The sequence below is a fragment of the Photobacterium sp. AWH4_225 genome, assembly GCF_056158405.1.
Genome location: NZ_JBSWTF010000004.1, coordinates 350,275 through 374,725, shown reverse-complemented (window position 1 = coordinate 374,725; position 24,451 = coordinate 350,275). Strand labels below are relative to the sequence as shown.

The window sequence follows — 24,451 nt, the reverse complement described above, 5'->3', positions numbered from 1 at the left end:
TTGTGAACAAATGTGACTAAGTTTTGCTTTTTTATCTGTAACATAAGGATTTAAGGCTACTCATGTAAGATGTAGATCTCATTTTTATGGCTGGAATTTGTTTTGCTGATTTTAATATGTTTCGTGCTCTAATGAAATTTTTGTTTCAGAAATGTGTTTTAGATAACGTTGGATAGAAGCAAACTTTGTGATGAGGGTCTAAGTGTCTGTTAAGTAATGGGAAAATATGAATGTAATTTGCGTAAGATGGTGTAAGTAATTTAGTGCAGATAAAGAGTAGATCAAGGATGACACTATTACCCCAACCGCTACAGAGCGGTGACACCATAGGCTTTTTCTCTCCGTCCTCACCCGCAACGTGTTTTGCACCGAAGCGATTTGAGAGGGCAAAAGCTTTTTTACAGCATAAAGGCTTTAAGCTGAAAGCGGGGCAGCTAACCGGGAAGTCTGACTATTACCGTTCGGGGAGTATCCAAGCACGAGCGGAAGAGCTAAATGCGTTAATCCGTGATCCAGAAGTCCGCTGTATTATTTCCACCATCGGTGGCAATAACAGTAATGCCTTGCTGCCTTATATTGATTACGAAGCGCTACGGCAAGATCCGAAAATCATTATCGGTTACTCGGATGTCACAGCTTTGCTGCTGGGGATTTATGCCCAGACAGGCCTGGTGACTTTTTATGGCCCCGCACTAGTGGCATCGTTTGGCGAATTCCCTCCATTGGTCGAGGAGACATTTTCTTCTTTTGAAGCACTGTTGTGTGACAGGCTAAGTGAAAAAGCAGTTGAACAGCAAAATCTCCCTTACTCTTACTCAATGCCTAAGGTGTGGACAGACGTAAAAATTGACTGGGAAAGCCAAAGTGAAGCCAAACCGATTTTGGTTAATAACTGGCAGTTTATCGGTAAAGGGGTGGTCAAAGGCCGAGTTGTGGGTGGGAATTTAAATACCATGGCGGGGATATGGGGAAGCCCATATATGCCTGAGATCCAGCAAGGAGATATCTTGCTAATAGAAGACAGCCTAAAAGGGATAGAAACCGTCGAGCGTGTGTTTTGCCACTTAAAACTGTGTGGTGTTTTCGACAAGATTTCCGCCATTGTGCTCGGCAAGCATGAGCTGTTTGACGATAAAAGAACAGGTCGCCAACCTCTAGACGTTTTAATGGAAGTCCTTAACGGACAAGCTGTTCCAATCTTAAATGGCTTCGATAGCTGCCATACCCATCCTATGTTGGTAACGCCTATTGGCGTTCAAGGCGAAATAGATTTTGACCATGAGAGCTTTAGTCTTACTTCACCGTGGTTGGGATAATATGAATTTGTCTTGAGCTAAATCGGATTTAAGCTTGTCTACAAAATTGTGTTCATGGAAGCTTACCCTGAATCGGCAAACATTTCTAATTATCAGGGCAGTACCCTACACTCAACAAAGGTAGGTACAAAGGACAGGTTTGAATGAATTCGATTCAGGAATGCTTTGAGTTGGCGCAGGAACTACGCGATGAGTTCAGTAAGGTTGAAGATCAACTCGACAGTGGTGTAGCACTGGACGACATTACGACACCCGAGCTGATTTATGAGTGGTTAGACAACCATCCATGCAATACGCGTAGCAACCTACAGTATTGTCGTGACACCATCGCCAATACGTCGAATACATCGCTGGCTGCAATGGTTCAGGCCACTTGGGGGAGTTAACGCCAACAAGTAACAGTTATTGATGTTACGTCTTTAGCTCATCCCTATCTTTAAATTCCTCCAAAGACTCAGGGTTTGCCAGTGCCCCGACATTTTTAACCGGCTGATCATGGACGATATTGCGAACTGCCAGCTCTACCAGTTTGCCGGATTTGGTGCGGGGGACATCCCTCACGGCTAGGATCACCTCGGGGACATGGCGGGGTGAACACTGCTCGCGGATTTTCTGCTTGATGTTGGTTTTTAACTCTTCAGTCAGCACCTCTCCCTCAACGAGCTGAACAAACAATACTACTCGCACATCCGCGCCTTGGTTCTGACCTATCACCAACGAGTCTTTGATTTCATCTAAGCGGTTTACCTGACGGTAGATTTCTGCGGTTCCGATCCTTACACCGCCGGGATTTAGGATAGCATCGGATCGGCCGTAGAACACCATGCCACCAGTGCTGGAGAGGCTAACATAGTCGCCATGGTGCCAGACTCCGATAAAGTGGTTCCAGTAGGCGCTGTGGTATTTGCTGCCATCAGGGTCGTTCCAGAAGCCAATAGGCTGGTTAGGAAAGCTATTTAGGCAGACCAGCTCACCATGTTGTTGATAAACCGACTTGCCTTGCTGATTGAATACCTGTACATCCATACCTAGTGCGAGTCCTTGGCATTCGCCACGATATACAGGGCTAAGCGGGTTACCGATGGCAAAACAACCGCAAATATCGGTGCCCCCCGAAATGCTGGCGAGCTGAATGTCACTGTGAATAGACTCATAGACATAATCGAACTGCTCGGGGGCGAGAACTGAGCCTGTTGAGCAAAGGGTACGGAGCGATGCTAGATTAGTATTGTCTTTAGGTCGGTAGCCTTGTTTTTCCAATGCTTCGAGGTATTTGGCTGAGGTACCAAACAAGGTGACTTCTTCTTGCTCGGCGAGTTGCCACAGAACATTACCGTCAGGATAGAAGGGGGAGCCGTCATAGAGGATCAGCGTCGCGCCTGAGGCAAGCCCCGAGACCAACCAGTTCCACATCATCCAACCGCAGGTGGTGAAATAGAAGATCTTGTCTCCGGCTCGAATGTCCGTTTGCAACTGGTGCTCTTTAAGATGGTTGAGCAGGGTACCGCCCACGCTATGGACAATACACTTGGGTTTACCTGTGGTACCCGATGAGTAAAGGATATAGAGCGGATGATTGAAAGGAACGGGGGTAAAGCCAAGTTCACTGGGTACCGTACTGTCGAGGATGTCACTCCAGTAGTGATGATGAATCCTATCAGGAATGGTGACCTTGCTGGATTGGTCTGATACAGGTATGGCTGCTGGTATTTCGATCAAGTGTTCAAGCTCGGGAATACTCTCACTGACCGCCATTACCTTATCGCGGTAAGAAATAGGCTTGCCGTTGTATTGGTAACCTTGGGCGAAAATCATCACTTTCGGTTTGGTTTGACCAAATCGCTCGATAACACTGTCGGCGCCGAAATCTGGTGAGGTTGAGGTCCATATTGCACCAAGTGATGCGGTGGCCAACATCGCGACAACAGTCTGGGGTATATTGGGCAGGTATCCCGCCACAACATCGCCTTTTTTGACACCGTGGTTATGGAGGAAGCTGGCGACCTGAGAGGTTTGTCGGTAAAGCTGTTGCCAGCTTAAATGCTGCCGCTGCGTAGGGTCGCCCTCACAGTGAAAAATGACGGCATCAGCCGCTGCACGAGTGCGCCAGTTACGCAACAGATTTTCAGCGTAATTGAGCTTGGCGTGCGGAAACCATTGGGTGTCTTTAGCCGGTGTGCTGCTATCAGCAGGACAAAATGTCACGGGTGGCTTTTTTGCGCCTTCTACCTGGCAGAAGTCCCAAACCATACTCCAAAACTCTTCACTGTGATTGACACTCCAATGGTGGAGTTGGTTGTAGTCATGATAGAGGGTGTTCTTTTTCTCACTAAGCTCGACCATGAACTGATAAAGCTTGCTATCGTGGATGCGATCCTTTTCCGGCATCCACAGCAATTTTGGCTGCTCTTGCTGATAGCTCATACTGGAAGATTCAGCGTATTCTGTCGTTTTATCGTTCACAGTGACCTCCTTACTGGCTATCTGGGTGAGCTTGCTGGAAGGCGGGGAGTGCTAAGCATTTTTGTTCAATTTCAAGTAATCTCGGGTAATGCGAGGTATCAAAACCAAAGCGCTTAGCATTGTAAAGCTGAGGAATTAAGCAGATATCAGCCAGGGATGGGATGTCGGTACAAGTAAATAGTGTTTTGTAGCGACTTGATAGGCTCTCTAGGCTCTGGAAACCTTGCATAAGCCAATGGTGATACCAAATCATCTTCTCATTTTGATTAACACCGAGTTCGCTGTTCAAATAGTTGAGGACTCGAAGATTATTGAGCGGGTGAATGTCGCAGGCGATAATAAGGGCAATTTCCCGGCACTGGGCCTTGTGCCAGGGATCGCTGGGCAGCAATGCGGGTTCGGGATAACACTCGTCAAGATATTCGATAATGGCGAGCGATTGGCCTAGTACCGCTGTATCTTCATTGCCGCTTTCGCTTGTATCTCCACGAGAAAACCCCGGTACCAATTGATTCGGGTTAAGTGCCGAATAGGTGGCACTGTTTTGCTCTTTATCCAGTAACGATATCGCTACTTGCTCGTAGCTCAAGCCTTTGAGGTTTAGCGCAATTCTCACCCGGTATGACGCCGACGAGCGATAGTAATCATACAGTTTCACGTTCCCAAATCCCTTAGTTTTGATTTACCGTCTATAACACCTGACACTCTAATTATTATTGGTGATGGTGCGGGTTATGGTGGTTTAAATCTTCATCATGGTACTGGTGTTCGTACTTAACCACGGTTTGTTCGATAGCCCCGAAGATGGAGTCGCCATTGTTGTCGAACATTTCAATCTTGACCGTATCGCCAAATTTCATAAATGGCGTTTCCGGGTTGCCGTACTCCAAGGTTTCCAGCATTCTTTTTTCGGCCAAACAACAAGATCCGCTGCTGCGATCTTTATTGGACACGGTACCTGAGCCTATGATGGTGCCGGCGCAGACAGCTCGGCTTTTAGCCACATGCTGAACAAGTTCGGCAAAGTTAAATGTCATGTCTGTGCTCGCATGAGGCTGGCCGAATAATTCTCCATTGAGGTGGACGGTCAGGCGATGATGCAGTTTGTAATCGTGCCAGCTATCACCGAGCTCATCGGGTGTCACTGCGACAGGCGAGAAAGCCGAGGAAGGTTTAGATTGGAAAAAGCCAAACCCTTTGGCCAGTTCACTTGGGATCAAGTTACGAAGCGAGACATCATTGACCAGCATCAGTAGCTTGATATGGCCATGTACCTCTTCGGTGCGGATCCCCATGTCGATATCATCGGTAATGACAGCAATTTCTCCCTCAAAGTCGATGCCCCATTGCTCATCGGCGATTTTGATATCTTCTGTGGGACCAAGGAAACCGTCTGACATACCTTGGTATATCAAAGGATCGGTCCAGAAACTTTCTGGCATTTCAGCACCTCGGGCCTTGCGTACCAGCTCAACATGGTTGACGTAAGCGCTACCATCAGCCCATTGATAGGCACGTGGCAGCGGTGAGCTACACAGTGTCGGGTTAAAGGGGAAAGTATGCCGGGCGGTACCGTCGTTGAGGTTGCGGTACAGGTGCTGCAGATCAGCTTCGACTTCCTGCCAGTTATCTAGGGCAAACTGCAGCGTTGGGGCAATATCATGGGCGTGTACAGCCTGTTTCAGGTCACGGGAAACCACGATGAGCTGACCGTCTCGGCCATGGTTAAGTGATGCAAGTTTCACGTTCGTCTCCTTAATTTGTTTAATCCGTCTCGACCTAAGCCACTCTTAATTGAATGAGAAGACTGGAGCGGGTTAGTCAGCGTTACTGCCCTTCACTTTTCCCTTTCCACGAAAAGACATATTCTTTGTTTTCGGCCCCATCAGGCAGAGGGGCGACTTCGAGTGGCCAGCGGGCATCTATCATCACCGCGACTTCATCCGTTTCTTTCTTCGGAGAAGCCATACTGGCAGCCAACGCTTTAGGGTGAGGGCCATGGGAAAATCCGCAAGGGTGATGGGTGATCATGCCGGCGTCGATATTGTCACGGCTGAAGAAGTTCCCCCGGTGGTAGAACAGCACTTCGTCGTAATCGTCATTGTTATGGTAGAAGGGTACTTTCAACGCATTGGGATCACTTTCTATCGGGCGAGGGACAAAAGTACAGATCACAAAGCCATCAGCAACAAAGGTGGTATGTGCCGATGGGGGAAGGTGGTAGCGGTGGCTCATCAATGGCCTGATGTCACGCCAGTTCAGCTTGAATGCCGTTAGGTTACCTTTCCAGCCTTGTGCATCGAGCGGGTTATATGGATAAGTAATCGTGTTGAGTTGGTTACGGGCTTTTAACTGTACTTTCCAATGCTGGTGATCATTTTGCTGCTTGAGGAAAGCATCGTTTATTCGGGCATATTCCAGCACCGCAGGATCATAGACCGCATGTTGGCCGACAATGCCGCGCTCTGCCATTTGATAAGCACTGTTAGACGCTTCTATGAGCAACATTGAGACTGGCTCTTTGGGTTCAATGCGCCAGCTGGTGGCTCTTGGCAGCACAATATAGTCACCGTCGCGAAATGTCATATGGCCGTAATCACAGAACAATTCGCCGCTTCCTTGGTGGATGAACAGCACTTCATCGCCGTCACCATTACGGGCTAGAGCTTCCATTGCTCTATCACAATGCCACACCCTCATCTTTAGGTTGTTGTTGAACAAAATCAGCGAAGCATCCCAAGGCGATAGCCCTTCAGATGGTATTTTGTTGGTGTCTATTGCTCTGGGACGAAGTGGCCCATCCCAATCAATCCACCCAGTAGGAGGGTGGCGGTGGTACATGTGACTTGCAGGGCCAAAGAAACCTTCTCTGCCACATTCGCGCTCGAAAGTACCTTCAGGTAAGTCACAGTGTGCTTGCCGCGAAGCGTCTCCTTCGGTGATAGGAAATTGAAACCATTGCCGCATTGCATATCCCTCATGATCACAGTCATTCCAGATTGACGCTGTTAATAAAATGTTAGCTCAATGACTTAACTCTGGCGTACTCAGCGGGGCAAGGCAATTATTGGCCACAACTACACAGCAAAAAGTCTGTCCGTGATGATTTACAATAACTGCAAATTAAATCATCTGTTTATCGATATTTTCCAATGAGTTGATGGCTATGGCCATGCAATGGGCTGGCGCTATGGATGTGCCACATGCAAAAATGGTGCGTGTAAAATAAATGTTACATTGCGGGCTGGTTTCATTGCTGAGAACAGCTTTCGGAGTCTTCGTTACCCGACCTAATCTAAAGGAAACGAACGTGAAATAAGCGGAATATTCGGATGCCAGGGTGAGGCAGTAACAAAGATGAAGGTCATTTATGGGTAGCGGAACGAAATATATTTCTAAAAAGCCAGATGAGCAAGGGGTTGTTCATTGGGACAGTTCAGAAAACCGTGTTTGGCACGATTTGGTTGAGCGTCAGCTCGCCTGTATAGAAGGGCGTGCTTGCCAAGCCTATATTGATGGGTTGGATTTATTGGAATTACCATTGGATCGTGCGCCTCAACTGGCTGAAATTAACGCGGTATTGAAATCAACCACAGGTTGGGAATGTGTAGCCGTTCCAGCTTTGATCAATTTTGACCGCTTTTTTGCCTTGTTAGCCAACCAGCAGTTCCCTGTCGCGACATTTTTACGTTCTAGGGAGGAATTTGACTACTTGCAAGAGCCGGATTTCTTTCATGAGATATTTGGCCACTGTGCCATGCTGACCAATCCCGCTTTTGCTGCTTTCACTCATACTTACGGAAAATTGGGAGCTAAAGCCAATTCTTCGCAAAGAGTATATTTAGCAAGGCTATACTGGTTTACAGTTGAATTTGGATTGCTGCGGCAAGCAGAGGGCTTGCGAATTTATGGCGGTGGTATTTTATCCTCACCCGGCGAGACACAATATGCCCTGGCGGGGAAAATGAACAGTGACTCTATTGCGGAAAACAAAGCGGATAAAGGAAGGCCACTTTATAGGCCATTTGATCCGGTGGATATCATGCGTACACCTTATCGGATTGATATCATGCAGCCACTCTATTTCATTCTTGACGACATCAACCAGCTTTACGAATTGGCACATCAAGACATCATGTCAATGGTAGTCAAAGCGCAACAACAGGGGTTACATCAGCCCCTATTCGAAACAAAAATCAAGGACGCGGGTTAAGGGGAACTGATGACAGAATTACATCAACAAAAATGCGAAGCGTGCCACAGTGGTGCGCCTAAAGTGACAGAAAATGAAAAAATAGCATTGTTGGCCACTTTGCCTAATTGGCAAGCGGTTGAAGTTGACGGTGTTGAACAGCTGGAGCGTCAGTATACCTTCAAGAATTTCAAATTGGCTTGGGCTTTTACCGACCAAGTCGCTGCCTTGGCCGAGGAAGAGTTTCATCACCCTGAAATCACATTGGAATGGGGTAAGGTAAGGGTGCGCTGGTGGAGCCATGCGGCAAAAGGGCTGCACAAGAATGACTTTATTTGTGCCGCCAAAACGGATCAGCTTTTGTCGTCGGAATAGTCTTCAGTAACTCTTATTTCAGAGAAGCACTCGAATAAGTCGGGTGCTTTTTCTGTTATGTGCTAATAACTTAAATATGCTCCAAGGTGAAAATAAAGTACTATACCGCTCACAAACAGGATGACCTTGCTAGTAGGCAGGGTGGATTGAGGTACAAATGGGTGAACCACAACAACGACAAGCGCTAGTCGGCTGTGAAGAGTGTGGATTAGTGGTAGCGTTGCCTGAACTCAAAGATGATGAGAAATCAGTTTGCCCTAGGTGCCACCACACATTAGTTAAACGCATTGCCCAGCCTTTCCAAAGACCATTGTCTTATGGCTTGGCCAGTCTCGTTATGCTGGTTGCCAGTGTCAGCTTCCCTTTTATGTCTTTCAGCGTGCAAGGCATAAGCCAAGAAATTACCCTGATGCATTCAGCGGAAATGCTTAGTGTTTTCCAAAATAGCTTGTTGGCATTACTGCTGCTTCTTACGGTTATCGTATTGCCAGCTATGTATTTGCTCTCGTTGCTTTATTTGTATTTCCGGGCCGGACAGCGAATAACAAGGCCAGAGAAAAAACCAATCGCGTCATGGGAAAAACGTTTGTGTCGCTTAATGATTCGCATCGAGCCTTGGTTGATGGTCGATGTTTTTCTCATTGGGGTTTTGGTTAGTCTTATCAAAATTGCATCGTTGGCAGATATTGGGCTCGGGATGTCATTCTGGGCCTTCTGTCTCTACACCATGCTGGTGGTAAAGTGTGTATCTATGGCTGACCGAACTTGGTTGTGGTTGCAATTTCTTCCTCTAAAACCCCAGGAGGGAGTCAAAGCGGGAGATTGTCATAACAGCCATAACCATATTAGTTGCCATGTTTGTTCGCAGTTAAACCCAGTAGCCGACGAAAAGCATGGGCGCTGTATCCGATGTCACGGTCGGCTGCACCCTTATGAGCCGCAACAAATGCTGCAGCGCTCATGGGCATTGTTACTTGCTGCAGCGATCTTTTTTATTCCTGCCAACCTTTATCCCATGATGTATACCGTGAGTTTGGGAAAGGCTGAAGGTTCAACCATACTTGGTGGGGTAGTGCTGTTGTGGCAATTGAAATCGTATCCCATTGCAGCGGTTATCTTTTTGGCGAGTGTGGTTATACCGCTGGCGAAAATTATCGCTTTGTCTTGGCTATATATTGTCGCGGGGAAAGGCGGTAGCGCCGATGAGAAGAAAGCCGTTCAGAAGTTGAAGATATACCGAATAACCGAATTGATCGGTCGTTGGTCGATGATAGATATATTCGTGGTGGCCATCTTAGTGGCTTTGGTTCAGCTTCAGAATCTGATGGCCATATACCCAGGCCCTGCTGCACTATCTTTTGCCTGTGTAGTATTGCTAACCATGATATCGGCAATGACTTTTGATCCGCGCGTTTTTTGGCCAAAGGATTCGGCGTTTGAATCATCTGCAGGCTATGTGAACGATAATAAAGAGAAAAATAGTTATGAGTGAATCCTCACCTCCACAGGCTAAGAAAGAAGCCATAAAACAAATTTCATCAATATGGCTGGTGCCTGTTATTGCTGTGGGTATCGGTATCTGGATGTTGTTTCAGTTTATCACCAGTCAAGGCCCTGAAATTACACTGAAAATCGATACGGCAGAGGGCATTGAGGTTGGCAAGACTGAGATCAAAGCGCTGAATGTGAAAGTCGGTGTTGTGACCGGGGTTATCTTGAATGAGGATTACAGTGCCATTGAAGTGACTGCGCAAATGGACAAAGACGCAGCGCGCATGCTCAAAGATGATACCTTGTTCTGGGTGGTGAAGCCTCGTATCGGTAAGTCTGGGGTATCTGGTCTAGATACTTTGTTATCTGGTGCTTATATCCAATTACAACCGGGTAAAAGTGACAAAGAAAAGCGCTCTTTTGAAGTACTGGATATTCCTCCTGTGGCTCCGCCAGATGCTAAGGGCTTGCGCCTAATTTTGACCCACAATGAAGCAGGGAAACTGGGTGTTGGCGATCCTGTGCTTTATGAAGGCTTTACTGTCGGCAGGGTAGAGAACGTTACGTTTGATACAGAAACCAAAAAAGCACACTACCAACTATTTATATTCGAACCTTACAACAGCCTGATCCGTAAGAGTACCCGCTTCTGGTTGACTTCAGGCGTGGATCTTCAGATGTCTGCTGAAGGCTTTAACTTGAAAATTGGTTCTATTGAATCGTTGATCACTGGCGGGGTAAGCTTCCGCGTACCAAAAGGTCGTGAACCTGGCGAGCTCATTACTAAAGAAAAATCAAAGTTCCGTTTATACAATAATATCAAGCAAGTACGTGAGCGTTTCTTCGAGGACTATCTTGAGTATGTGATGCTGTTTGATGAGTCCGTTCGTGGACTGAAGCCGGGCGCGCCAGTTGAGTACCGCGGTATTCAAATTGGTACCGTACGTAAAGTGCCACTCGATATCATGGCCAGTGAGAAAAACTTCTCCAATAGAGAAATCCCTGTATTAGTGCGTATCGAACTGGACAGGGTAATAGCCCATGTCAGGTATGATAATTTGGATTTGCTTAAAGCAAGCCTTGAAGAAGAGTTCAAATACGGTCTGCGTGGGTCGTTGAAAACGGCTAACTTGCTGACAGGAGCCCTTTTGGTGGATGTGGGTGTCTTTGAAGAAGAGAATAGATATAAACATCAAACCTATGGTGAATATGATGTGTTCCCAACCAAAGCGGGTGGGTTTGCCCAAATTCAGAAAGAAATTTCTTCAGTGCTGAAGAAGATCAACAATTTGCCGGTTGAGGATACACTGTTAACGCTCAACAAGACGCTGGAAACCTCTCAGAAAACCTTACTAGCGGCTGAGAAAGTGGCTAAGGAGTTGAATAGCTTACTAGCCCAGAAAGACACTAAAGCGATTCCGGGTGAGATCCGTGAAAGCTTGCAGCAAATCCAAGATACCCTCAACGGTTATAGCCCTGACGGGGCGCCATATCAGAGCCTTGAGCAGGCGCTGGTTCAGTTTGAGCAGGTAATGGCCGAGTTGCAGCCGGTATTACGCCAAATAAATGAAAAGCCCAATTCGTTGATCTTCAGTGGCGAGAAAGCCGCTGACCCAATTCCAGTAGGAGGACGTCAATAATGTTAAAGGGAAGCTTGATGGCGTTAATTCTGCTTGCTGTAGCAGGTTGTAGCTCAACCGAGCCTGTTACTAAAACATACTTACTACCTGATCAGAGTAGTGATTTGACCATGGCGTTTGCCAATAAGCATCAGCCCGTTGTAATTGTGCGTCCTGTAGAAGTTGCAGAGCATCTTGCTGGTACTGGGTTGGTTTACCAAACCAGTGAGACTGAAGTGGTGCAGGCTCAACAGAACCTATGGGCGGAGAGCCTTTCGCGTCAGTTGACCCGAATGATTACCCATGATTTACGCCAGAAGCAATCAAGGTATTGGTTTGATGAATTGACCCCTGTTGTCAACAGCAATGCACTACCGAAGTTGCAGGTGAAATTTACCCAGTTCAATGGGCACTATAGCGGTCTGGCTCGATTGAGTGGACAATGGCTGCTAGTAGGTGAACAAGGAGAAGCCTTGGCAAGGCAACCGTTTTTCATTCAGGTCCCATTGGAACAAGATGGTTACGATGCGCAGGTCAAAGCCCTTGCTGAAGGGGTTGCTCGTTTAACTAACCAAATCAGTCAGAGCATGGGCGGTTTAACGCTGTAATTGGTTAAATCCAATTGTATGGACATAAGAAAGAGCCCTCATTGTGAAGTGAGGGCTCTTTTGTTTGGGCTAACGCTGGCTGTGCCGATAGTAACCGTTGATCCAGCATTCAGGTAATTCTTCTCCTGATGGGAAGGCTAGGTTTTGTTTGTCGATAGTGACTGGATCGGCAAGATCTTCGCCAGACTGATACTGCACTTTAACATGCGAGGAGAATGGGTTGATCAAAGAAGACATATCGATGACGTCAACTAAATCACCAGTGCGTGACTCTTTTAGAAACATCACAAATCTCCAAAATTTATTGAAATAATGATGATAACTCACCATCGGAGCCATTATGTTTTGGTATAAGTATGGCTGATTTTACGCGCTTTGCAGAGCAGGAGAGCTATGAGTAATTTTTATTGGGGCATTGACCTAGGTGGAACGAAAATTGAGTGCGCGGTGATGCAATATGCTGATGATCACTGTGTATTGCGTAAGCGCATACCCACTGAGGGCGAACAGGGCTACCAGCATGTTCTGGGGCAGATTAAAAAGCTAATTGAACTATGTGCAGAAGAAGTTGGTGAGTATCCTAAATCGGTTGGGTTTGGAACGCCAGGAACGTTAGATCCAGCGACTGGCACAATGAAGAACAGTAACTCGACCCATCTTAATGGCCAGCCACTGGATAAAGATCTTCAAGCCATATTGGGATGCTCTGTTAAGTTAGCTAACGATGCCAATTGCTTTGCTTTGGCTGAAGCGACGTTGGGCGTTGCGAAGCAGATTAAACCGGATGCCGAAGTGGTATTTGGCATCATCATGGGAACCGGTGTCGGTAGCGGTATTGTGGTTAATGGCAAGGTGCTTAATGGCTGCCATGGCATTGCCGGTGAATGGGGGCACAATGTGCTTGAAGCCGGTGGTGCACCTTGTTACTGCGGCAAGCAGGGCTGTGTTGAAACAGTACTGTCTGGCAAAGGGTTAGAGCGCTATTACAGAGAGCATAGTGACAGCAACTTGAGCTTGCCTGACATTGTGTCATTTGCTGCACAGGGTGATCAATTGGCGAAGCAGACAATTGATAGAATGCATTCCTATTTCGGCCTTGCGGTTGCCTCAATCATTAATGTCATCGATCCGGACGTCATTGTCGTCGGTGGCGGTGTGGGTAATATTGAGTCGCTGTATTCAGAGGGTAGAGATGCGATTCTTCCTCATTTGTTTAACCCAACTCTCAATACCGTGCTGGCAAAACCGGCACTAGGAGACAGTGCGGGAGTGTTCGGCGCAGCCATGTTAGTGAAATAATCCATGCTAGATAAATAGGCAAGTGAAATAGCCCGATAAGTGGGGGCATGGTATATTCTTCGCTCGCGGCTGCACTTTGTACCGAAAACTGATTCTAAAGAGAACAAGATGATTGTAGAAAGTGTTAACTCCAAAGATTACTCAGAGCTACTGAGCGTCTGGGAGAATTCAGTCCGAGCGACTCATGACTTCATTACTGAAGAGGACATTGATTTCTTTAAGCCTATTATTATTGAGCAGGCGTTCCCTGCTGTTACTCTGAAGTGTGTCAAAGGCACGCAGGGTATGATTTTGGGCTTTGTTGGTGTTCATGATGCAAAAGTAGAAATGCTGTTTGTTCATGATGACGCCAGAGGTAAAGGGGTAGGTAAGATCTTGCTTCAGCATGCGATAGATGAGCTGGGCGCTCTATTTGTCGATGTGAATGAGCAAAACCCGCAAGCTGTTGGTTTCTACCAGCACATGGGCTTCAAAGTCGAATCTCGCTCACCGCTTGACGGTATGGGCAAACCTTTCCCGATACTTCATATGAAATTGCATCAAGATATGTGAGTCACTCGATAAATGTGCATGACCCTTAGGGTTCTCTTGAGGGTATAAAGACAGAAGAAGCGTCTCAGGCTAATAACCGGAGACGCTTCCGTTTTATTGGGGGATGACTCGCCCTAGAAGAAAAAGTTAAGCATCAAGGTGTAAAGGTTCACGTCCTTGTCTTCACCGTATCGCTTAGGCGGATTTACAAATTGACCGTCGTTAAAGTCGTCGTAATCTTTCTGGTCCATGTATATACCCTGCCACTCGGCATTGAGCGATATTTTCGGGGTTAGATCATAGCGTACGCCAGCTGTTACACTGTTGGACTTGCGACGGTGGTGACTCTCGCCATACACCAAATAGGGGGTAAAGTCGTTGATGTTGTAGCCTGCACTGACATACCAGTTTGTCTGGATGTCATCTGTCTGTATTTCTGACATAAATTGCCATTGGTCGTAGGAGTATTCGCCTCCGAGGGTAAAAATATTGGTCGTTTCTTCCGGTGAGGCTATACCCAGTCGTTCGATTTGATATTCAGAGCGCATATAGCCAAGGTGAATTCGGTAGTTGAAACCACTCACCTCAGTAGATAGCCCGGCCATGTAATCTGACTTGAAATTGAATTCACTACCACTGAACTCGATTTTATTGTCATTGCCAAAGCCGTAATACGGAGTAATGTTTACCACGATTTCATCGCTGGGATCCCATTGCCATGTCGCGCTTACCCCTTCGAAAGAGGTAAACCCAAGAATACTGTCATAGACATCCTGCGGAGGGCGAGCCCAAGTGTATGCCTGTCCGACAAAGAAGTATTCAGACACAAGGAAGAGTGGAATACGCAGCTTACCGCCACGGAAAGAGAACTGGTTAAATTCGTAATTGAGGTAAGCCCATTCCAATTCAGGATCTGACCAATCGTCTTGTGGACGCTTAACCACCTGCACCGATGCATTAAGGTTGTCGATAATGGACAAGTCAGCTTGCAAGCCAAAGATAGTGTCACAGTCGTAGCAGGTATCGTCAGTAATTTCGCGGTTGACGAACAACGGGGTACTGTTATCAGTTTTAGCAATAGAAGTGGAACCAAATCCGCTGATTGAAAAATTATCGGTGATTTGTATTGCTGCCACACTGGTTAATGGTGATACAAGCAGAGTGAATGCAAGTAATGATTTATGAGTCATATCTTACTCTCCTTGTAAGACAGTTATGAGGATGTTGGCATTTTCAGGTACTGCACTAACGGGTGCATACGCAATGCCATTGGGATTATCGTTTAACCACTCAAGGATGTCTTTAATATCATCAGAGCTCAATTCCTCTGGTGGTGTTCCTTTACCAGAAAAAGAAAGGCTTGCCCAATAACCGTTCATTTGGGATACCGACTTACCTAGCAGCATATTGTAAAATTCTTCCCGGTGTATCGATTTTTCAGGTAAATCGACCAAGACTATTTTGATGCTACCATTTAGCTTCTTTGTTCTTCCTTTATAAAGCATTCTCGCCTTACTTTTTGTAAGGGCAGGGATCTCATTATTTAATGAAAATACTGCAAACTCCACATCTTGAATATTTTGGTTATCCTCAGCATGTGCTGGCATTATTATTGATGTAATTGCCAATAATAACGATAAAGGCAATAACCTTTTTAAAGTCAATCCTTTGATCATTGATTTAGTTCCATCATTACGTCTATTCCTGCTATAAATGTTAGTAGACATTGAAGTGAGTACAAATAGGCAAGAATGGATTTTTTGATCAAGGTGAGGTTATGGGGCTGTTAAATCGATTTTCGATAAAATTTAGGCTGATTTCTCTTGTTGTTCTGCCACTTACGTTTTCAGGGGCTTTTGCGACGATAGAGATTTCGAGTCTTTTCGACAAAGTCTCTTCATTGAATACGTTAACGGCTCGAATGGAGTTGTTGAAAGCAAATTCACAATTTTCCAATTCAGTTCACGATTTAAAATTAAATAAGTTATCAGGTAATGAAAATAGTGAAACAGTTGAGAAAGCAATTGAACGTACATCACAGTATTCTGTTTTAATTCCTCAAGCCTTCCCAACGAGTGATTCGACCGAGCCAATGTCTACCAGTGAGGAGATGAAAGATCTCATTACTGAATATGAGTTTGTAGAAGCCATGGATGTCAATGATTGGTCTGACTGGGGATTCGATCTTCTTATCCAAAACTTGGTTTCATTAGAAAAAGCCCCTTTGAATGTTGCAGATACTAACATCGAGCAGAAGTTATCAATTTTATACCAACTTCAATGGCTTCAACTCTGGGCGCAACAAGAAAACTGGTATATCCGAATAATCGCTAGCCAACCAGAACAAGCCGCCGATTACAAAGAGCAATTAGATACAATTATTGAACGGCAGCAATTAATCATCGAGCGTTATTTATCGGTGAGTGCCAATCCATCTCAGATTGAATTGCTACGTAAAACTTTTGCCAACCCCGTTTTTTCCACTAGCTACCAGTTACGTGAAAGTATTTTCTCAGATTCTTTTAGTGGATTTAGTGAGAGTGATTCATTCTCAGCGCTGGATGAGCGCTATGCATTAATTCAATTTGTTGTTGTTGAGATAAGTCGTGAGTTAGCCAGAGATATCCAGGGGAGTATCAGCCAATCTAAGGTACTTATCTGGTTATATGCTGGCGTGATCCTACTGTCTGTTACCATGATTATTTGGCTTGGGGTTAATCTTATCCGGCGAATTGGCTCATATTTGAGCCGGATACTCAAAGCCATGTCGTTGCTTGAAACAAGTAATAATGATCACTCAGCTGCCAAGATTAAAGTTGATGGTAAAGATGAATTTACTGTATTTAGCCATCAGCTGAATGGCATGATTGAAGAGCGAATAGATAACCACAACAAGCTAATTCAAGCTAAGGATGAAGCCGAAAAAGCCAACCTAGCTAAGAGCTCTTTTTTGGCCAATATGTCACATGAAATTCGTACCCCACTAAACGGCATAATTGGGATGTCTGGTATTCTCTCTGATACCGATCTGACCCCCTCACAGTCGGAGTACGTCCAGACGATTGAAACCTCTTCTCAGACATTGTTGTTGTTGATTAATGATATTTTGGATCTGTCGAAGATTGAATCCGGTAATCTTGTTTTATCGCCAAGTGAAAGCCGAGTGGCTGAAATAGCTTACGATACAATGACCGTAGTGCTAGCAAAAGCAACCTCAAGTCAGCTTAATCTGGATGTGAAAATCGATCCTGATTTACCCGCCATAGTAATTTTGGATGAACACAGATTGAGGCAAGTATTGATGAATTTGGCCTCCAATGCGGTCAAGTTCACCCAAGAAGGTGGGGTAACGCTTGAAATAGATTGTGTGGAGCATCGGGATGGTCGTGCCAAGTTGGTTTTCTCAATGGTAGATACCGGCATAGGTATCGAAAAAGATAAGCAGGCGCAGGTATTTGCACCATTTATACAAGAAGATAGTTCAATTACACGACAGTTTGGCGGGACAGGCCTAGGTCTGGCCATTTGTCGTCAGCTTGTCGAGTTAATGGGAGGGGAGCTAGCGCTTGAATCTGAAAAAGGGGTAGGTAGCCGATTCTTCTTCAGTTTGGATGTAGAGGTGTGTAAAGCTCATGATAATTCTTTAGATACCCTGAGTACCCGCAAAGCGATCGTTCTGGGCGCGAATAAGCCAGCGACGCATCGCATAGAGGCTGAATGTCATAGTCTTGGCATTCATTCTACTGCTGTAGATTTAGCCGATCTCTCAATGCAATCAGAAAAGGACTTTGATGTCATTTTCTACTGTCAGCAAAGTATCAAACAGACCCAATACGATCTGGGGTTAATCAATTCGATGATGCCAAGCCTCAATATCATACTGTGTGTTGACCATCGAAATGAACAACATGACTTTGGCAATATGATTGCTGGCATTGTCACCTTGCCATTTTTTGGCAAGCGATTAGTCAAAACTCTCACTAAGGCGTTGGAAATTAAAAAAACGCCGGTTTCTCTTCAACAAAGTGAAATGCAGCCAGTTAAATCCAGTTTGTCTGTTGAAACTGCTCCCTCTACCTTAAAAACAACTGAAGTTTCAGAGCAAATCCAGGAACCGACAACTGAACAACCAGAAGTGCTGATTGTTGAAGATAATGCTGTAAACCAGAAAGTTGCAGGGTTGTTTTTGAAAAAAGCCGGCTACCAATTTGATATAGCTAATAATGGCCAGGAGGCCGTTGATAAAGTCAAAGCCGGCCATCAATACTATGCCATTCTTATGGATTGTATGATGCCGGTGATGGATGGCTTTACCGCGACAGAAGCGATTAGGGCGTGGGAAAAAGAAGCGGCAGTCCCTAGTTTGCATATCATTGCTCTCACAGCCAGCGTTCTCGATGCTGATATCTCGAAATGTTATGAAGTAGGGATGAATGATTATGTGGCCAAACCCTTTAAGAAGGATATTTTGCTAGAGAAACTTGAAGATTTAAGCCGGTCAGAAAATATAGAAGAGCAAACTGTTTAGGTGTTTTAATGTGTAATCATCCCACTGGCTTGTGAGAGATCTCTTACAAATCGGTGGGATTTTTATGTTTATGCATGTCAGATGATATTTGCGTAAATATATGTTCCTTTTTAAAACAATAATTTATAGGTGATTTGTTGTATAGCGCCGAAATGGATATTAGAAATGTGATCTTTATTGGTTGTTAAGATTTTTAGTTCGCGTAATCTTAACTGCGTCGGAAGGAACTGACGGAACGGAACAGGAAAGCGGCCAGGGAAGTTGGCAACCTCAGGAAGAGGTCGGTGGATCAGGATGATTTATCGGACAAGGACTGTGAAGGGATAATCGAACGGAAGCGATACGGTAAGTAGGATGCTTACTAGTCATGACGACGCAGATGGACCACTTCAGGAAGAAGTTAGGGACACCTCCAGGATGGAGAAGAGAGTCGAGACAGGATGGATCGACGGGTCAAGGCGAGACCAATAGGACATGTCCAGGACGGATATAAAAGGGAAGCGCTGAAGGAAACAGCTTTATCATGGAATGATGCAGGGAGCATCTTAGTAGCCGGATTGCTGCAAGTAAGACCAAAGGGCGCGACGAAAGTCGCGCCCGCTCTTATTTCTAGTCCTAGAAAATTTTTTGGTACTTAATCATTTCCGATTTTTATTGTGCAATGGCCGTAGGCTTGGTTCTTAGGCTCACCATCAACATATAAATAGCTGTAGCCGTCATTACTGCAAAGAAAAACCCGGTTAGTCCTGTCTCAGTTTGCATGATGTAGTTCGCTGCAACTGGGCCAAATGCTGATCCCACACTGTAGCTAAATAGCATAATTTGCGTGGCTGAGACAATTGAAGCTGACTCTAGGCCATCGCAGGCTAGAGTGATGGCTATCGGGTAAAGCGCAAATGCCGACATCCCCAATAGGGCAAGAGCCACAATTTGTACCCCGTAGCTGTTATCTATATGCAATAACCCCATCGCGAATACACCTAGAAGGCTCATCAAAGCTAGAAGCAGTGATTTTGGCATCTTGCACGAGAGTTTACTTAGCACTGGCTGAATGCTCATTCCACCCAACACTGTCGCAGCCATTAAGCTACCGACTTGTTCTAGGTTGCTGGTGGTCGCTTTCAAAGCCAGGGGTAATAACCCGTATATTGACCCCATTACAATACCCGAAACCAAACAACCAATTAATGCTGGTTTGCTAAGGGCAAGAATTTGCTTCAAGCTCAAGCTCACATGTTCTGCTTGGCTTGGGTTCGACTGCTTCGATGTTAGTGTAGGAATAATGGCCAGAGATAACAATGCGACGGTCACGATAAATGGCAACACGCCACTTGTGCCAATAACACCAATGCCAAGTTGGCCCACGGTCGTACCACCGTATAGTGAAGTCATATAAAGGCCTAGGTTTTTGGCCCGTTCCTCTTTGCTATCACCAATTAGTAGCCAGGATTCGATCACCACAAAAATGCCTGCAACGGCAAAGCCCGCAACAAAGCGACTGGCCATCCAAAGGCTAAGCGCTGATGTTAACCCCATGAAGATTACTGATGAGGCTAACATGGCCACGAAACCAATAAATGCCATACGGTGACCAACCTTTTTGATCACAGGTTCGATCAGCATTGCACCAGCTAAAAGACCAAAGTAATAAATGCTTGCAAGCCATCCGGCTGCAGATTCAGGTATATGATGGCTTGCCAATGTTAAAGGAAGCACACTCATAAAATACCCTGAGGCGATGGCAAAAATAGATAGCCCCAAAATAGGAACCCAAACAGGATTCTTTGCGGATGGCGTAGCGTGCTTGTTCACTACAGTGATCTCCAAAAATTAAGCAAATAAATGACCACTTTCTCAGGTTGAGAAGCGGCTATAACAGGGTGTTCAGGCGATGATATAGGCATTGAACATGCCCAAGGGATTGTCGCTGATCGGGACTATGGCGATAAAATTAGGGCGAGTAAAATGACTAATTCTAATGTGAAATAACAATCAAATTTATCTGATTAATATCATCATAAAGAAGCTTTGATGGATAAAGTTAAGTTAGCTATTGATATATGGGTGATTGTTAATTAAATCGCTGATTTTATGGTGGTTAAATGCTTAGTGTTGTGAGTTTTTATGTGGTTTTCGATTCTAAAATGATTAGTAGGCTAAATAATTTGTTAAGCCGGTAATCAATGAAGATTTTAATGTTCAAAATATGATTTTTTTATTAACGCTAGAAAAGAGGGGCCTCAGCTTCAAAGCGTGAGGCCTTTTGCTACTGTGTAGTGCAAGCATTCACTGTTTTGGGGCGGTAGTCATACACAGGGTGAATTAAGTTGTTGATTATTGGTACTTCAAAAGTTGGCAAGCATAATGCAACAGTAAATTTGCAATCTGACACTCTTTATACGAGGTAATGATTGCAGCAGATGGTACACAATCACATCTTTTTACGTACTACTCTCAGTAGCGGGGGAGTAGTACTTTTTTTATCTATAACTTTTCAAGATATTACGGCTTAAGAGTCTGGGCTAGAACGTTCTCTCAAGAAGCGCGCAAAACGAGGAATACCGCTGTCGGTGTATCCATTGAACCGGTATTGAACAATAGTACCGAGAGCCGGAGGGGACTGCCTGTCTCGTTCACTGAAACCAGTGCCAATCTTAAATTTCTTGTTATTAGGAGTGATGACCCAAATTGCACCCATTTGACCGCTATATTTTCCTTTACCGGGTTCATAGCCGACGACGATAGCCTCAGCATCTTGATAAGGTTTAATTTTGATGAGCGCATGGCTTTTACCTGAATGGTATAGATTATCCTTGCGGTGCAGCATGACACCCTCACCACCTTGGCTGATGATATTGTCAAGAAGACGGTCTAGCTCTTCATAGCGGTTCACTTCGAGCTGAGGAAGCATTTTTATATAGGGTTTGTTTATAGCGTTAATAAAAGTTTCAATAGCTTGTAATCGACCAGCAAATGGTGATTGTAATGACGGTGAGTCAAAAACCATGAACTTCACTTGTTTCCATTGTTTGTCATTGGGGTCTTTATCTCTAACAATACTACTGAGTTTTTGGAACTGTTGACGTTCAATCCACAACTCTCCTTCAAGCCATGTGTCCATAGGTAAAGACTCTATGAACCACAAAGGCGCATTGATCGGATTCCCTTGTCTGGTCACAAGATCACGACCTGTCCAAATTGCTCTGATGCCATCTAGTTTTTCGCTCGCAAAGAAAGTGTCGAGCTGCTCAATGAGTTCATCATCAGATTCAATCTTGTTGATGTCGATACTGCGTGAGTGCATGAGCGTTTGGCTTATAGGGTGCGAATCGGTTGCTGTGCCAAAGGGGCTAATGGCGAGTGCTATTAACGCAGATAGCGCGCTAAGTTTTATGTTGATCGGAAGTGTTGAACAAGTAACCATCTATTGCCTCATTTCAGTGTATAAAAACAGATAGAGCTGATGGTTACGGTCTAAACAGCGCTGAGAAAAATATCACTTCAATTGGGGCGTAATGTTTGCGACTCAGCCAACACTTTATTGCTTATGTTTTAAGTCGGACACGCATAGATATGGGAGCTGTTGTGGATTTGGGCTAGGAGAGGGGCAGAAATATTAATACTTTGAGTAATTTTGTTGCATCTTGGCAGGGCAGGCATAGAATTGCGTGTTTGTGCTTTAGATATCTAGTTACGTTTAATCATGTCCAGTACCCAGTCCGCTACTTTTTCTGCTCAATGCCAAGCGTTTTTCCAGCGCAAAGGTGTCTCGCTTTCACCAAGAACTTACTTTATCCATGCCATGAGTTTTATGGCTCTGGGGTTGTTTTCATCACTTCTGATCGGTTCGATTTTGAACACGGTAGGGATCAAATTTGGTATCCCTTTGTTTACTGAAACGCTATGGCCTTTAGCAAAGCAAATGACTGGCCCTGCTATCGCGGTAGCTGTGGCCTTTGCTTTGAAGGCTCCACCACTGGTTATGTTTTCGGTAACGACGGTAGGCGCAGCTGGTGCCATGCTAGGAGGGCCTGTAGGTGCATTCGTATCGGGACTGATTGCCACTGAACTGGGTAAGCTGGTCGCTAATGAAACCAAGGTCGATATACTTGTTGCACCCGCTGTGACAATGATCAGCGGTGTTTTAGTCGGGACATTGATTGGTCCTTATATCAGCCAGTTTATGACATCGCTGGGTGACTTGATCATGTCTGCGACGCTATTGCAGCCTTTCTTGATGGGTGTCGTTGTGGCTGTATTGATGGGGATGGCGCTAACGCTACCTATTAGCAGTGCAGCAATAGCTATTATGTTGAGTCTTAACGGGCTAGCCGCAGGTGCGGCTACGGTCGGGTGCTGTGCTCAAATGGTGGGCTTTGCGGTAATGAGCTTCCGTGAAAACCGCTGGGCAGGGGTGATGGCTCAAGGGCTCGGAACGTCCATGCTGCAAATGCCTAATATCATCAAAAACTATAAAATTTGGATCCCGACTATTCTGACATCTGCGATCCTTGGCCCAGTAGCGACCTCGATTTTCGCTGTGGAAAATACCCCATTGGGTGCCGGTATGGGTACATCGGGCTTTGTCGGGCAGATTCAGAGTGTTATTGCATTAGAAGCTGCTGGCTGGGATAGCATGACGATGTACGGCGTGATTGTCTTGCTGCACTTTGTACTCCCTGCGCTTCTTACTTTGCTGTTTTCCGAGATGCTTAGAAAAGCTGGTTGGATAAAAGAAGGTGATCTAAAGCTCAACTTGCAATGACAAACAATTCCAAGTCTTTTAGCTGTATAGAATTTCCGGAAAATTTGATATAAATCTGACATTCGGTTTCTCTACACTGATAATTTAATAGTTAGCAGTTGGATTTTGCTTGTTCGATTGCCAACCGTTTTATGTTGTAAATAGCTGTATTGCTGCCCTGTGAGGGAAACATTTCCAATACTTATGGATATCGTTATATGACATCTTGGAAAATATCTTTAGTTGCTGGTTTGGTTATAGGTGGTTTGTTGACAACCGCTGTTTGGCACCGCACGCCTCGACCAACACAAGAAGAGTTTGATCAACTTCAGCAGAAAAACCAGCAATTGATTGCTCAAAAGTCAGCAATCGAGCAAGAGTTTGAAGCATTTCAAACCCAAAGCGCACTTGATATTGAGCAAGTTCGTACTGAGTTGAAAACCTCACAACAAGCGATTGAGGATCAAAAAGCCGAATTTGAGCAAAAAATGGCGGCCATGACGACTGAGAAAAAGTCTTTGGTTGTGACCAAGAAAAAGCTCGATACCCAAGTAGTTAAATTAACTAGCACCGCTGAACAGCAAAAAGCGGTATTGGATAACTCAAAAGCCTTATACCAACAACAGTTGGAGCTTCAAAAGCAGATCAGAGCAGCAAAAGCAGATGTCAAAAAGGCAGAACAAGTGGCTGCTGAATTCAAGCAAGCTTGTGATGAGTTCAAGTCAGGTACTAGCTGGAACTGGGTTTCACAAGCCGACTGTGATAAATACGAGGCGCGGTTAAAAGTGGTTGAAGGTGAGCAAGCGCAACTGGCTGCATTGGAGCAAGAGCTCGACCAGTTAAACCAACGTATTGAGATAGAAATTCCGAAACTGAAATAATTTATGAATTAGGTAAAAGGCGAGCTTAGGCTCGCCTTTTTCTTTAGGAGAGCGAATGAATAACTTGTTTGGCACGATCCCTACGTCATTACCGGATGAGCTTTTTGAGGATATCCTAAAGACTGACTCGGTGAGGGTTGAGCGTATTGTGTCTCGTGGTCATATTACCCCTGAAGGCGATTGGTACGATCAAGATGAAGCGGAGTGGGTCATGGTCGTAAAAGGCAGTGCCAAGCTCCTTTTTGAAGACGGAATGCGTGAAGTCTCAATGGAAGTAGGCGATCACATTAATATCCCTTCTCATCAACGCCATCGTGTCTCTTGGACTGATCCTGATCAGGATACCATTTGGCTGGCTGTGTTTTACTCGGACAATTAGTAATAGAGCTTGGCTAAAAATTAAG

General features: G+C 45.2%; 22 protein-coding genes. 13 read left to right on the top strand and 9 right to left on the bottom strand.

The genetic code is table 11. The features are described 5' to 3' along the window. Positions 1-287: 287 nt before the first annotated feature. Both ACXAD4_RS19125 and ACXAD4_RS19120 read left to right on the top strand, forming a co-directional pair. Positions 288-1,316: a S66 family peptidase gene (locus ACXAD4_RS19125; RefSeq protein WP_475243429.1), complete on the top strand. Its 1,029-nt coding sequence runs from the start codon at positions 288-290 to the stop codon at positions 1,314-1,316. A gap of 143 nt (positions 1,317-1,459) precedes the next feature. After that, positions 1,460-1,702: a hypothetical protein gene (locus ACXAD4_RS19120; protein WP_475243428.1), complete on the top strand. Its 243-nt coding sequence runs from the start codon at positions 1,460-1,462 to the stop codon at positions 1,700-1,702. A 25-nt stretch (positions 1,703-1,727) separates the two neighbouring features. Here ACXAD4_RS19120 and ACXAD4_RS19115 read toward each other — a convergent pair whose 3' ends face one another. From ACXAD4_RS19115 to ACXAD4_RS19100, 4 genes are all read right to left on the bottom strand, one after another. Further along, a complete protein-coding gene (locus ACXAD4_RS19115; RefSeq protein ID WP_475245590.1) occupies positions 1,728-3,740 on the bottom strand; it encodes an acetoacetate--CoA ligase in 2,013 nt (670 codons plus the stop codon). Positions 3,741-3,789: 49 nt separating this feature from the next. Further along, complete coding sequence (maiA, locus tag ACXAD4_RS19110; protein ID WP_475243427.1) at positions 3,790-4,437, bottom strand: maleylacetoacetate isomerase; 648 nt, start codon at positions 4,435-4,437, stop codon at positions 3,790-3,792. Between the two features lie 55 nt (positions 4,438-4,492). Continuing rightward, on the bottom strand, positions 4,493-5,524 hold the full coding sequence (locus ACXAD4_RS19105; RefSeq protein WP_475243426.1) for a fumarylacetoacetate hydrolase family protein: 1,032 nt from the start codon (positions 5,522-5,524) through the stop codon (positions 4,493-4,495). 82 nt (positions 5,525-5,606) lie between these two features. Then, entirely contained in the window at positions 5,607-6,746 is a 1,140-nt protein-coding gene (locus tag ACXAD4_RS19100; RefSeq protein WP_475243424.1) for a homogentisate 1,2-dioxygenase, read from the bottom strand. Positions 6,747-7,149: 403 nt separating this feature from the next. Here ACXAD4_RS19100 and phhA point away from each other — a divergent pair, with 403 nt between their 5' ends. From phhA to ACXAD4_RS19075, 5 genes are all read left to right on the top strand, one after another. Further along, positions 7,150-7,992 carry a phenylalanine 4-monooxygenase gene (gene phhA, locus ACXAD4_RS19095; protein ID WP_475243423.1) on the top strand — a complete coding sequence of 281 codons (843 nt, stop codon included), beginning with the start codon at positions 7,150-7,152 and terminating at the stop codon, positions 7,990-7,992. Between the two features lie 9 nt (positions 7,993-8,001). Next, the gene (locus tag ACXAD4_RS19090) at positions 8,002-8,346 is read left to right on the top strand and encodes a 4a-hydroxytetrahydrobiopterin dehydratase (protein ID WP_475243422.1); all 345 of its coding nucleotides are present in this window, start codon (positions 8,002-8,004) and stop codon (positions 8,344-8,346) included. Positions 8,347-8,503: 157 nt separating this feature from the next. Next, positions 8,504-9,838 (top strand): PqiA/YebS family transporter subunit, encoded by a 1,335-nt coding sequence (locus ACXAD4_RS19085; RefSeq protein ID WP_475243421.1) that lies wholly within the window; start codon positions 8,504-8,506, stop codon positions 9,836-9,838. Continuing rightward, positions 9,831-11,477: an intermembrane transport protein PqiB gene (gene pqiB / locus ACXAD4_RS19080; RefSeq protein WP_475243420.1), complete on the top strand. Its 1,647-nt coding sequence runs from the start codon at positions 9,831-9,833 to the stop codon at positions 11,475-11,477. The genes ACXAD4_RS19085 and pqiB overlap by 8 nt, the downstream gene beginning before the upstream one ends. 17 nt (positions 11,478-11,494) lie before the next feature. After that, the gene (locus ACXAD4_RS19075) at positions 11,495-12,064 is read left to right on the top strand and encodes a PqiC family protein (RefSeq protein ID WP_475243419.1); all 570 of its coding nucleotides are present in this window, start codon (positions 11,495-11,497) and stop codon (positions 12,062-12,064) included. A 69-nt stretch (positions 12,065-12,133) separates the two neighbouring features. Here the strand turns inward: ACXAD4_RS19075 and ACXAD4_RS19070 are convergent, their stop codons facing one another. Beyond that, positions 12,134-12,349 (bottom strand): acetyltransferase, encoded by a 216-nt coding sequence (locus ACXAD4_RS19070; RefSeq protein WP_317522957.1) that lies wholly within the window; start codon positions 12,347-12,349, stop codon positions 12,134-12,136. A 108-nt stretch (positions 12,350-12,457) separates the two neighbouring features. Here ACXAD4_RS19070 and ACXAD4_RS19065 point away from each other — a divergent pair, with 108 nt between their 5' ends. Beyond that, positions 12,458-13,363, top strand: a complete 906-nt coding sequence (locus ACXAD4_RS19065) for an ROK family protein (protein ID WP_475243417.1) — start codon at positions 12,458-12,460, stop codon at positions 13,361-13,363. A 108-nt stretch (positions 13,364-13,471) separates the two neighbouring features. Further along, on the top strand, positions 13,472-13,915 hold the full coding sequence (locus ACXAD4_RS19060; RefSeq protein WP_475243416.1) for a GNAT family N-acetyltransferase: 444 nt from the start codon (positions 13,472-13,474) through the stop codon (positions 13,913-13,915). A 113-nt stretch (positions 13,916-14,028) separates the two neighbouring features. Here ACXAD4_RS19060 and ACXAD4_RS19055 read toward each other — a convergent pair whose 3' ends face one another. Both ACXAD4_RS19055 and ACXAD4_RS19050 read right to left on the bottom strand, forming a co-directional pair. Then, on the bottom strand, positions 14,029-15,084 hold the full coding sequence (locus ACXAD4_RS19055; protein ID WP_475243415.1) for a porin: 1,056 nt from the start codon (positions 15,082-15,084) through the stop codon (positions 14,029-14,031). Positions 15,085-15,087: 3 nt separating this feature from the next. Further along, positions 15,088-15,570 (bottom strand): hypothetical protein, encoded by a 483-nt coding sequence (locus ACXAD4_RS19050; protein WP_475243413.1) that lies wholly within the window; start codon positions 15,568-15,570, stop codon positions 15,088-15,090. 101 nt (positions 15,571-15,671) lie between these two features. Between ACXAD4_RS19050 and ACXAD4_RS19045 the strand changes: the two genes are divergently transcribed. Further along, positions 15,672-18,422: a hybrid sensor histidine kinase/response regulator gene (locus tag ACXAD4_RS19045; RefSeq protein WP_475243412.1), complete on the top strand. Its 2,751-nt coding sequence runs from the start codon at positions 15,672-15,674 to the stop codon at positions 18,420-18,422. A 651-nt stretch (positions 18,423-19,073) separates the two neighbouring features. Here the strand turns inward: ACXAD4_RS19045 and ACXAD4_RS19040 are convergent. Further along, the gene (locus ACXAD4_RS19040; RefSeq protein WP_475243410.1) at positions 19,074-20,234 is read right to left on the bottom strand and encodes an MFS transporter; all 1,161 of its coding nucleotides are present in this window, start codon (positions 20,232-20,234) and stop codon (positions 19,074-19,076) included. A 697-nt stretch (positions 20,235-20,931) separates the two neighbouring features. After that, positions 20,932-21,846 (bottom strand): DNA ligase, encoded by a 915-nt coding sequence (locus tag ACXAD4_RS19035; RefSeq protein WP_475243409.1) that lies wholly within the window; start codon positions 21,844-21,846, stop codon positions 20,932-20,934. Positions 21,847-22,125: 279 nt separating this feature from the next. On the opposite strand from ACXAD4_RS19035, the gene ACXAD4_RS19030 reads away from it, so the two are divergent. The 3 genes from ACXAD4_RS19030 (at position 22,126) to ACXAD4_RS19020 (ending at position 24,426) form a co-directional block, all read left to right on the top strand. Then, on the top strand, positions 22,126-23,187 hold the full coding sequence (locus ACXAD4_RS19030; RefSeq protein WP_475243407.1) for a PTS sugar transporter subunit IIC: 1,062 nt from the start codon (positions 22,126-22,128) through the stop codon (positions 23,185-23,187). A gap of 197 nt (positions 23,188-23,384) precedes the next feature. After that, on the top strand, positions 23,385-24,047 hold the full coding sequence (locus tag ACXAD4_RS19025) for a chromosome segregation ATPase (protein ID WP_475243406.1): 663 nt from the start codon (positions 23,385-23,387) through the stop codon (positions 24,045-24,047). Positions 24,048-24,102: 55 nt separating this feature from the next. After that, the gene (locus tag ACXAD4_RS19020) at positions 24,103-24,426 is read left to right on the top strand and encodes a cupin domain-containing protein (RefSeq protein WP_475243405.1); all 324 of its coding nucleotides are present in this window, start codon (positions 24,103-24,105) and stop codon (positions 24,424-24,426) included. The last annotated feature ends 25 nt before the right edge of the window (positions 24,427-24,451 follow it).